A 10,110-nucleotide genomic window follows, 5' to 3' on the forward strand; every position below is an offset into this window, starting at 1 on the left:
TTCCCCACCCCTCCAACCCATGCCTACAATCCTCCCGCTCCCACCACCGGAGTGTTTCGCGAGACGTTCGCGGGCAGGCGGGGCCGGCGCTTTCATCAAAACCGTAACGTGCGGGGACGGTGGAAGAGGTGAAAGCCATGGGCAAGGGGCAACCCGAACCCTATCAAGCCTCCCCCTAGCCGCCGGGCCAGGTTCGGTTGAGCCGTGCAAGTGGTGAGGTTTCCCGAAAGGAAATCGCGAACAAAGCCACGCAGCGAGGCGAGGTGATCACCTGTAGAGGCCGGAAGCCTCGACAAGACGCCGAAGGCCACGCGAATGCGGAGCCACATTACTAAACTCACCTGAGGTTCCGCATTCGTGTGGGCTCTCCGATCCTCCAGCGTCCCCAAAAGTAGCACCCGTTTTTGGGACAAGACGCCGGGCAGAAAAGTAAAAAGCCATCGGCACCAAGGCACGAATCCGTCTTTTTTCCGCCCTGCCCTTCTCTTGCCGGAATTGTTCCCGCCTAATCAATGTGTTCTATCGATTCGCCTGGCGTCGAGCCGGGATCTGTCTCATTCTTCAGAAGCCGCTTCGCGGCGGGGCACAGTTCCGGTTCCGGGGCTGCGGGCGGGGAACGTGTGACGGGCAAGGGGTAAAGGAAGGGACCGTATAGGTGGAGGCGTTCTACATCATCCTGCTGGTCGGCACGGTCCTGGTGCTGGTGGCCGCCCTTTCGAGTCTCCTCGCCTTCCGGTTCGGCGCGCCATTGCTGCTTGTCTTCCTGGCGATCGGGCTCGCCGCCGGTGTCGATGGGCTCGGCATCCAGTTCGAGAACTACTCCTTCACCTTCATGCTGGGATCGCTTGCTCTGGCGATCGTGCTCTTCGATTCCGGCTTCATGACGCCCGTTCATTCGTTCCGCATCGCCGCGGCGCCGGCCTTGACGCTCGCCTCGGCAGGCGTCGTGCTGACATCCGGGATCGTCTCGATCGGCGCGGTCCTGCTTCTCGGCTTCACATGGCTCGAAGGCCTGCTGCTCGGCGCGATCGTCGCCTCCACGGATGCGGCCGCCGTCTTTTTCCTGCTGCGCATCGGCGGCATCAACATCCGCGACAAGGTGCGTTCGACGCTGGAGGTGGAGTCCGGCACCAACGATCCGATGGCGATCTTCCTGACGGTGGCGCTGGCGGAACTCGTCGCGACCGGCCAGGGCTTTTCCGGGCTGAACGCGCATTTTCTGCTGCTGTTCATCGAAGAAATGGGCCTTGGTGTGCTCTTCGGCCTGCTCGGCGGCATGATGATCGTCTGGGTGCTGAACCGCTTCACCTCCGACCGCGGCCTGGCGCCGATCTTCGTGCTGACGCTGGCGCTGCTGGTCTTTTCCTTCACCGGCGCCATGGGCGGCAGCGGCTTCCTGGCGGTTTATGTCGCCGGCATCTATTCCGGCAACCGGAAGATGTTTGCCAAGGCGCAGATCGTCCGCTTCAACGAGGGGCTGACCTGGCTCGCGCAGATCATCATGTTCCTGGTGCTCGGCCTGCTCGCCACGCCATCGCAATTCCCGGTCATCCTGCTGCCGGCGGTCGGCCTTGCCTTTTTCCTGATCTTCGTCGCCCGGCCGATCGCGGTGTGGCTCAGCCTGCTTCCCTACGACTTCACCCAGCAGGAAACCGGCTTCGTCGCCTGGGTCGGCCTGCGCGGCGCAGTCTCCATTCTGCTCGCCATCATGCCGATCCTGAGCGGCGTCGAGAACGGCTCGATCTTCTTCAATACCACATTCATCATCGTGCTGGTGTCTCTCCTGGTTCAGGGCTGGACGATCAAGCCCGTCGCCCAGAAGCTCGGCCTCATCATTCCGCCGCGTATCGGCGCCGTCGACAAGATCGAGCTCGACCTGCCGGGTACCGCCCATCACGAACTGATCTCCTACCGCGTCATGAAGGACAGCCCGATCCTGGGCGGCGAGCGCATCCCGCGCTGGGCCATGCCCTCGCTCGTCATCCGCGACGGCCGCAGCATGCGTTACCAATATGCCGGCCGGTTGAAGGAGAACGACCAGGTCTATCTCTTCATCTCGCCGGCCTATTCGAAACTGCTCGACCGCATCTTTGCAAGCCAGGTGCCGGTCGACGAGGACGACGCGGAATTCTTCGGCGCCTTCGCGATCTCACCGACCCGTCCGGCCAGGGAGCTCGATGCGGCCTATGGCCCGGGCCTGCTCTCCGCCAATGAGCAGAACATGACCGTCGGCGACCTTATCACTTCGCGACTCGGCGGCCGGGCGGATTACGCCGACCGCATCCGTTTCGGTTCGATCATCCTGATCGTCCGCGATCTCGATGAACACGAGCATGTCAAAAGCATCGGAATTTCGCTGGAGCCGGTCGAGCCCGCCACAAACCTGCCGATCTTCATCAACATGCGCGAGATCGCCCACCGGATTCGCGATCTGCTGCGCAAATACCGCGGCAGACCGGTGCCGGAGAAAAAGGGCTAGACGCCCCATGGCGGCGACCGCCGGTTAACGGGGAATGCACGTCCGGCCGATCAACCGCTTGCGTCACCGGTCAACCATAGTATGGTCCGCTGCGACTTTCCCAAGCAGATGGATCAGCTCATGCCGGCCTTTAAAACTCTCGACGACCTTTCCGATATCGCAGGCAAGCGCGTGCTCGTGCGCGTCGACCTCAACGTGCCCGTCGCCGATGGCAAGGTGACCGATGCGACCCGGATCGAACGCGTCGCACCGACAATCCTGGAACTTTCCGGCAAGGGCGCCAAAGTCATCCTGCTCGCCCATTTCGGCCGTCCTAAGGGTGAGCCGGTCGCCGAGATGTCGCTGTCGCTGATCGTCTCGGCCGTCAATGCCGTGCTCGGCAAGAAGATCCTCTTTGCCGCCGATTGCATCGGCCCGGAGGCCGAACAGGCCGTCGCCAGGATGGCGAACGGCGACATTCTGCTTCTCGAAAACACCCGCTTCCACAAGGGCGAGGAAAAGAACGACCCCGGCTTCACCGAAGCGCTCGCCAAAAACGGCGACATCTTCGTCAACGACGCCTTCTCCGCCGCCCACCGCGCACATGCATCCACCGAAGGCCTGGCCCATCACCTCCCCGCCTATGCCGGCCGCACCATGCAGGAAGAGCTTGAGGCGCTGGAAAAGGGCCTCGGCAATCCGGCCCGTCCCGTGGTGGCGATCGTCGGCGGCGCAAAAGTCTCCACCAAGATCGATCTCCTCCAGAACCTGGTCACGAAAGTCGATGCGCTGGTCATCGGCGGCGGCATGGCCAACACCTTTGTCGCCGCCAAGGGCATCAGTGTCGGCAAGTCTCTCTGCGAACATGACCTTGCAGAAACCGCACGGGAAATCATGAAGGCGGCCGAAGCGGCCAATTGCGCGATCGTGCTTCCCGTCGACGGCGTCGTCGCCCGCGAGTTCAAGGCCGGTGCTGCCAACGAAGTGGTGGACATCGAAGCAATCCCGGCTGACGCCATGATGCTCGATGTCGGGCCGAAGTCGGTGACGGCTGTGAACGACTGGATTTCCAAAGCCGCGACGCTCGTCTGGAACGGACCGCTCGGCGCCTTCGAGATCGAACCCTTCGATAAGGCGACGGTCTCCGCCGCGCAGCATGCCGCCGCCGAAACCAGGGCCGGCAGGCTCACCTCGGTCGCCGGTGGCGGCGATACGGTAGCGGCCCTCAATCATGCCGGTGTGGCTGACGACTTCTCCTATGTCTCGACGGCCGGCGGCGCGTTCCTGGAATGGATGGAAGGCAAGGAACTGCCGGGGGTTTCCGTCCTTTCCAAGACGGCCTGATTGGAGCATTATGAAAGCAAGAGGCGCGCCGATATAGGGCGGCGCGCTTCGATGTTAACCCGTTTAAAGAAATTTAGATATTTTAAACGATTGAAAGCATTTCAATCGTTTCAGTACGTTAGGCGAGCATTTCCCTTTAAAAAAACTTCTGTTATCCGCAAATTCCAAGCTTTGGGAGATATGAGCGCGTTTCGCGCCAACTTTAGGGACAGGAGTTAGTATGGTGGACGCCAAGATGTTGAACAAGATGAGTTCTGCGCCTGGATTCATTGCGGCGCTGGACCAAAGCGGTGGTTCAACACCCGGAGCGTTGCGCCTTTATGGTGTGTCCGAATCCGACTACCAGGGTGACGAAGAGATGTTCCGCCTGATGCACGCCATGCGCGTCCGCATCATGAGCGCGCCGGCCTTTACGGGCGACAAGGTCATCGGTGCAATCCTTTTCGAACGGACCATGGACGGCGACGTCGATGGTCAGCCTGTCCCGTCCTATCTCTGGGAAAAGCGCGGCGTCGTACCCTTCCTGAAGGTCGACAAGGGCCTGAATGCCGAAGAAAACGGGGTTCAGACCATGAAGCCGATGCCCGATCTGGACGCTCTCTTGATCCGCGGCCGCGAAAAGGGAATTTTCGGAACCAAGATGCGCTCGGTGATCGCTCATGCCGACAAGGCCGGCATCGCGGCCGTCGTGCGGCAGCAGTTCGAGGTTGCGCGTCGGATCATCGGCCAAGGCCTTGTCCCGATCGTCGAGCCTGAAGTGTCGATCAAAAGCCCGACCAAGGAACAGGCCGAAGCCATTTTGCGCGACGAGATCGCCGAGCAGCTGGACAAGCTTCCCGCAGGCGAAACCGTCATGCTCAAGCTGACGATCCCGACGGTTGCCGACTTTTACGCTCCTCTGATCGCTCACAAGTCGGTCATCCGCGTCGTTGCCCTTTCCGGCGGCTACAGCACAGCGGAAGCCTGTGAAAAGCTCAGCCATAACCATGGCATGATCGCGAGTTTCTCGCGCGGACTGACGGAAAAGCTGCGCGTCACGATGAGCGACGCGGAGTTTAACGCCAGCCTCGCGGAAACGATCGATCAGATCTACGCCGCAAGCATCGACAAGTCCTGACGCCATCTGAACAATGGGTTGGGGAGCACGTCGCTGATCTCAGCCGGAAGAAAGATCTCGAAAAGGCAGCATAAACATGCGCTTTTTCAAGGGAGGAAAAGGCCGCTCCGGCAACGGAGCGGCCTTTTGTCTGCGCTCTGATCTGCAAAGCTTGATGAACCGAACCGCAGCCACCACGTTTTCTTGCGGTCAGGAGGTCAAGCCATGACGGAACTGGAAGTAAAGGTACGTGAGCTTTTCAACGACTACGGCCGTGTCAGTAATGAGGCTCTGGCGGATCCGACCTCGGTGGACGTCGGCAGGGTGGCTGCTTTCTTCGCCCCTTATTTCGTTGGTTCAGCCCCGCAGGGTGTGATGGGCGGAGCCAATGACGAGAGGTTCCGCGAGGTTATTCCGCAAGGGTTTGCGCACTACCGCGAGGTGGGCGGCAAGGAGATGCTGCTGACCGGTCTGCGCGTCACGCCGCTCAATGATCTGCATGCCCTGGCGGAGGTGGGCTGGGAATTCGTCTACGTCAACAGGGCGGGCGAGAACGGTCGCATCTGCTTCACCAACTTCTACTTCGTCACCGTCGCGGATGGTGATGCCAGGATTTTCGCCTACGTCACCGGCGACGAAGAGAAGGCAATGAAGGAGCATGGCCTCGCCTAGAGACCGCATTGCCTTTCGTGATGCAAGGATCAAAAAGATTGGCTGGTTCGGACCATCCGGAAGGATTTAGATCGGCGGATCCCTGCTGCAGATGAGGGCGCTATGCCGACCGCCGAATTTGTTACCGTCGATGTCTTCACCGAAGAACGCTTTGCGGGCAATCCGCTTGCCGTGGTTCCCGACGCGCGCGGGTTGACCGACCGGCAGATGCAGCAGATCGCCACCGAGTTCGGTTATGCCGAAAGCACCTTCGTGCTGCCGCCCGAAAATTCTCAAAACAGCGCCCGTGTCCGCATCTTCACACCGACGATGGAAATCCCGTTCGCAGGTCATCCCAATGTCGGCACCGCCTTCGTCCTCGGTCGCCAAAAAGACGTCTTTGGAAAACCCGTCACCGATACGCTTCGTTTCGAAGAGATCGCCGGGCTGGTCGAGGTCAACCTTCTCCGGGAGGCCGGTGCCGTGACCGGGGCCACGATCCGTGCCCCGCAACCACTGGAGCTCGCCGAAGAGATCGCTCCGGAACTGATCGCCGGCTGCGCCTCGATTGATGCCGCCAAGATCCGCACGTCGAACCACGCGCCGATTGTCGCTTCGGTCGGCCTGCCCTTCGCTATAGCCGAACTCGAAGATCTCGCGACGCTTGCCGCCGCCCGCCCGAACGTTTCGGTATTTCATGAAGCCGCCGCCAGACATCCCAGATCGACGGGCGATTTCTCGCTCTTCCTCTATGTTCGCAGCGTGGACGACCCGTGGCATATCCGCGCCCGCATGTTTGCGCCGCTCGACGACATCATGGAAGATCCGGCGACCGGCAGCGCCTCCGCCGCCCTTTCCGCCTTTCTTGTCACCCGCGCCCCCGGTTCCGAGGCAGAGACGCACATCACGATAGAACAAGGCGTTGAAATGGGCCGCCGCAGCCTGATCGAAATCGATGTGGTGAAGGCCGCCGGCACCGTGACCGACGTGCGCGTCACCGGCCGATGTGTATCCGTCATGCGCGGCTTGGTCGACTGCTGATCAGGTAAAGTCTCTCAGTAAAAGCGCCGCACTCCAGATCGCGAAGGCGAAGACCGCGAGCTTCCAGAAATCACCCCGGCGCCTCAGACCGGGCAATCCGAGCGGCTTGATGATCTGGATCAACATGGCAAGCATCAGCAGGATGGCGATCGCCTTTGTCATTCCCGCCTTCGTTTCCGCCGCCGCCATAGGCTGGACATTTTTGCGCTCCACCACAGATATCCATCAACAGATTCGGGGGCATCCGCAAATCCGCTTCCGCCTTCGTTAACGCCCGGTTCATCGGCGCGCAACCATGCTTGCACGCCCCCCGATTCCATTATCGATCGCATTCGCGAAAAGAGCAGACAGTACCACGATGAGACGAAATCTCCTCCCAGTCTTCGCCCTCCTTTTTGGTACGCTTTTCCTCTTTCTCGGCAACGGTCTCCAGGGCCTTTTGCTGCCCGTGCGGGGTTCGGCGGAGGGGTATTCAAACGAGGTGCTGGGCCTGCTCGGCACCACCTGGGCTTCCGGCTTCGTCATCGGCTGTTTCGTCGCCCCGAATGTCGTGCGCCGCATCGGCCATGTACGAGCCTTTTCAGGTTTCCTTTCGCTGATCTGCCTGAACGTGCTGCTGACCGGACTTCTCGTCGACCAGAACACCTGGTTGGTCCTGCGCGCCTTCACCGGTTTCTCGACCGCCGGCACCTCGATGATCATCGAAAGCTGGCTGAACGAACGCGCCACCACCGAAAGCCGCGGCACGATCTTTTCCTTCTACATCTCCATCACGCTCTTCGGCGTGGTGGGAGGACAACTGATGGTGCCGTTCGGCGACGTGTCGACGCCGGCGCTCTTCATGGTCTGCGGTATCCTCTACTGCGTTGCAGCCCTGCCGACGACGCTCTCCAAGGCCGCCTCCCCGCAGCCGCTGAAAAGGGCGCGGCTGGATCTTCCGGGCCTCTTCCGGACGTCGCCGATCGCCTGTGTCGGCATCCTCCTGATCGGCATCGCGAACGGCGCCTACGGCACGCTGGGGGCCGTCTTCGGCACCCGGGCAGGCCTGGACAACGGGGCGGTCGCCGCCATGGTCAGCATCACCATTTTTGCCGGTGCGATCATGCAGTTTCCCGCGGGCCGTCTGTCCGACAACATGGACCGCCGATATGTGCTGGCAGGTCTTTCGGCAGCGGCAGCGCTTGCCGGCTTGGCAATTGCCGTCATCCGTCCGACCGACGTTTACGGCATCGTCGTGCTGGTGGCGATCTATGGTGCAGCGGCCAACGCGCTTTATCCGATCGCCGTCGCCCATGCGAACGACTTCGCCGCGCCGGAGGATTTCGTGAAGGTCTCGGGTGGGCTGCTGCTGCTCTTCGGCATCGGCACGATCATCGGCCCGACGCTTGGCGGGCCGGTCATGAGCTGGGCCGGTCCACATGCCCTCTTTGCGGTGACGGCCGGAGCGCATATTCTGGTGACCGCCTATGCGATCGTCCGCAGCCGCCAGCGCGCCGCTGTGCCGAGCGGCGACCGCGAGGCCTATACGACCGCGCCCACCTCGACGGCGCCGCTTGCCACGCCGGAAAGCCTGTCGCTTGACCCACGTGCCCAGGCGGAGACCGGCGCTGACAGCACCCTCAAGAAGGAGGCACCATGAGCTTTCTCGATGACGATCGCCAGAAGAAGCCGACGGCGCATGAGATCGGCGCCGACCTTTCGATGCTCTCCGTCGACGAACTCGACTCACGCATCGGCCTCCTGAGACAGGAGATCACTCGCCTGGAGGCCGAGAAAGAAAGAAAGGCAGCCGGACGCCGTGCGGCAGATGGTCTCTTCCGGTCATAAAGCCAAATATATTGCAAAGATCGGAAGTATTTCTCGCCTGGCATTAACGGCATATTAATCATTAACAAAGAATATGGAGACAGTTCGGGCCTCCCGGACTCAGACAGTTTCACCGTTCGGCGAATGGTCTGATTTCTCCCTGTTTTACCTTGAGAGCCGCCTTTCCGCGGCTCTTCTTTTTCCTGCAGATCCTCCGTCGCCGCTCTGCATCGCGAGTGACTGCATAAAAAAGCCGTAGCCCTACTCTCCGAAATGCTGTATTCGCCGCCCGAAATACGTCCCATTTCAGGAACCGTGCCGGCGTTTACCACTTCCTGTGGGTATTAACCTTTCCTTAAGAAACGGCTTGCGGATTTCCATTATAAGTACCATCTTCAAGCAGACAGAACGGCAGGGGAACTTTTATCCGCCGTTGCCATTGCCTGAATGTGATTGCGTTAGCAGGATGAATTCGATGTCCGAACAGGGATTGAACACCGTCAGTTTCGCCGGCCGCGCCGCAACGTCGTCGCAGTTCAAGGCGCTCTACACGGAAGGCATGGCGCTTGTCGAGGAGACCGCAAGCTATCTCGACGGTACCGGCCGGGCCGCGTCCAAGGTTCTGCCGCGCATGGCATCCGTTCTCTACGCCGCGGAATCCATGCGGCTCACCACCCGCCTGATGCAGATGGCCTCCTGGCTGCTCCTGCAGCGCGCCGTCAACAATGGTGAAATGAGCCGCGACCAGGTGATGTCGGAAAAGAGCAAGGTGCGCCTGGACGGCTTCAACGTCGACCGCAACGCTCCCGGCTGGCTCGAACTGCCGGAAGGCTTCCGCGATCTGGTGGAACGTTCGCTGCGGCTGCAGAACCGCATCGCGCTTCTCGACCGCGAGATCTATCGCGCGTCCGACGCCGCAGTCCTCCCGGACAACGAAAACAGCGTCCGCGCCCAGCTCAATCTGCTGCGCACCGCTTTCGGCAACTGAACGAGTTTTGCAAGTACCACAGCCGGTGCGGTCGCCTGCGCCGGCTTTTTTATGCCTTGAGAAAACTTTCCGCATATCCCAGGATCTGCTCCCGGCTGTGCAGTCGGACTTTGGGGCCGGCAAAGCCTTCGTAGAGCTTCAGATGGCCGTCGAATGCGTTCCAGTTATTCTTTCTGGCCCGGTATTCCGAAACCCATTTGACCAGCTCCTCGAATGATTGCTAGCTTTCGCCACCCTGGATGCCGCGGTGCAGGATATTCGCCACGCATTCCTCTTCGCTCACATCGAGCCAGATTAGAGTCGTTGTCCTCGGCAAGGCTATATTGACGTACAAACCGTATACGCCCTCCATCAGCCAGGCTTCACCCGCCGCAATCATTCGGATATCCTCATGCACGGCCGCCCTGTCGCGGGCAATCCCGTAGCGGCCCGGCTCCCAATGAACGTCGTCCAGGTGAAACAGCGGCAGGCCAAGCGGCCTTGCCAGCCGCTGCGCCAGCCACGTCTTGCCGGATCCGCCATTGCCCATGATCACGATCCGACGGGACACAGTCGGAATATCGGATTGCTCTTTCACCGGGGTCTCCCGACCGCAACATCACAATCGGGATAGGGGGGAGCCTATTGGCTCCGCCCCTCCCACACCACCCGGCATGCGGGTCCGCACCGGGCGGTTGGAGCAGTTGAGGTCGTCAGGCCCGTAGTTCTCCCGGCCTGGCGCCTGGG

At 61.0% G+C, this 10,110-nt stretch carries 10 protein-coding genes; 8 read left to right on the forward strand and 2 right to left on the reverse strand.

Features of this window, described 5'->3' with window-relative positions:
• The first annotated feature begins 655 nt into the window (after positions 1–655).
• The 5 genes from C5L12_RS26660 to C5L12_RS26680 all read left to right on the forward strand — a co-directional run bounded on the left by C5L12_RS26660 (position 656) and on the right by C5L12_RS26680 (position 6,590).
• Complete coding sequence (locus tag C5L12_RS26660; protein WP_105375038.1) at positions 656–2,479, forward strand: potassium/proton antiporter; 1,824 nt, start codon at positions 656–658, stop codon at positions 2,477–2,479.
• Positions 2,480–2,599: 120 nt separating this feature from the next.
• The gene (locus C5L12_RS26665; RefSeq protein WP_105375046.1) at positions 2,600–3,802 is read left to right on the forward strand and encodes a phosphoglycerate kinase; all 1,203 of its coding nucleotides are present in this window, start codon (positions 2,600–2,602) and stop codon (positions 3,800–3,802) included.
• Positions 3,803–4,022: 220 nt separating this feature from the next.
• Entirely contained in the window at positions 4,023–4,919 is an 897-nt protein-coding gene (locus tag C5L12_RS26670) for a fructose bisphosphate aldolase (RefSeq protein ID WP_105375039.1), read from the forward strand.
• A gap of 204 nt (positions 4,920–5,123) precedes the next feature.
• Positions 5,124–5,570, forward strand: coding sequence for a hypothetical protein (locus C5L12_RS26675; protein ID WP_105375040.1), 447 nt, complete (start codon positions 5,124–5,126; stop codon positions 5,568–5,570).
• 102 nt (positions 5,571–5,672) lie between these two features.
• Positions 5,673–6,590 carry a PhzF family phenazine biosynthesis protein gene (locus C5L12_RS26680; RefSeq protein ID WP_105375041.1) on the forward strand — a complete coding sequence of 306 codons (918 nt, stop codon included), beginning with the start codon at positions 5,673–5,675 and terminating at the stop codon, positions 6,588–6,590.
• Here the strand turns inward: C5L12_RS26680 and C5L12_RS26685 are convergent, their stop codons facing one another.
• Positions 6,591–6,803: a hypothetical protein gene (locus C5L12_RS26685; RefSeq protein ID WP_132409313.1), complete on the reverse strand. Its 213-nt coding sequence runs from the start codon at positions 6,801–6,803 to the stop codon at positions 6,591–6,593. It abuts the gene before it with no gap.
• Positions 6,804–6,948: 145 nt separating this feature from the next.
• Between C5L12_RS26685 and C5L12_RS26690 the strand changes: the two genes are divergently transcribed.
• The 3 genes from C5L12_RS26690 to rcdA all read left to right on the forward strand — a co-directional run bounded on the left by C5L12_RS26690 (position 6,949) and on the right by rcdA (position 9,384).
• Complete coding sequence (locus C5L12_RS26690; RefSeq protein ID WP_105375043.1) at positions 6,949–8,229, forward strand: MFS transporter; 1,281 nt, start codon at positions 6,949–6,951, stop codon at positions 8,227–8,229.
• Entirely contained in the window at positions 8,226–8,417 is a 192-nt protein-coding gene (locus tag C5L12_RS26695) for a DUF1192 domain-containing protein (RefSeq protein WP_105375044.1), read from the forward strand. Before C5L12_RS26690 ends, C5L12_RS26695 begins: the two co-directional genes overlap by 4 nt.
• 454 nt (positions 8,418–8,871) lie before the next feature.
• Positions 8,872–9,384, forward strand: a complete 513-nt coding sequence (gene rcdA, locus C5L12_RS26700; RefSeq protein ID WP_105375045.1) for a protease adaptor protein RcdA — start codon at positions 8,872–8,874, stop codon at positions 9,382–9,384.
• Between the two features lie 220 nt (positions 9,385–9,604).
• Here the strand turns inward: rcdA and C5L12_RS28920 are convergent, their stop codons facing one another.
• Positions 9,605–9,961: a P-loop NTPase family protein gene (locus tag C5L12_RS28920; protein WP_245423053.1), complete on the reverse strand. Its 357-nt coding sequence runs from the start codon at positions 9,959–9,961 to the stop codon at positions 9,605–9,607.
• Between the last annotated feature and the right edge of the window lie 149 nt (positions 9,962–10,110).

It is taken from the genome of Neorhizobium huautlense, assembly GCF_002968575.1.
Lineage (GTDB): Bacteria > Pseudomonadota > Alphaproteobacteria > Rhizobiales > Rhizobiaceae > Neorhizobium > Neorhizobium huautlense.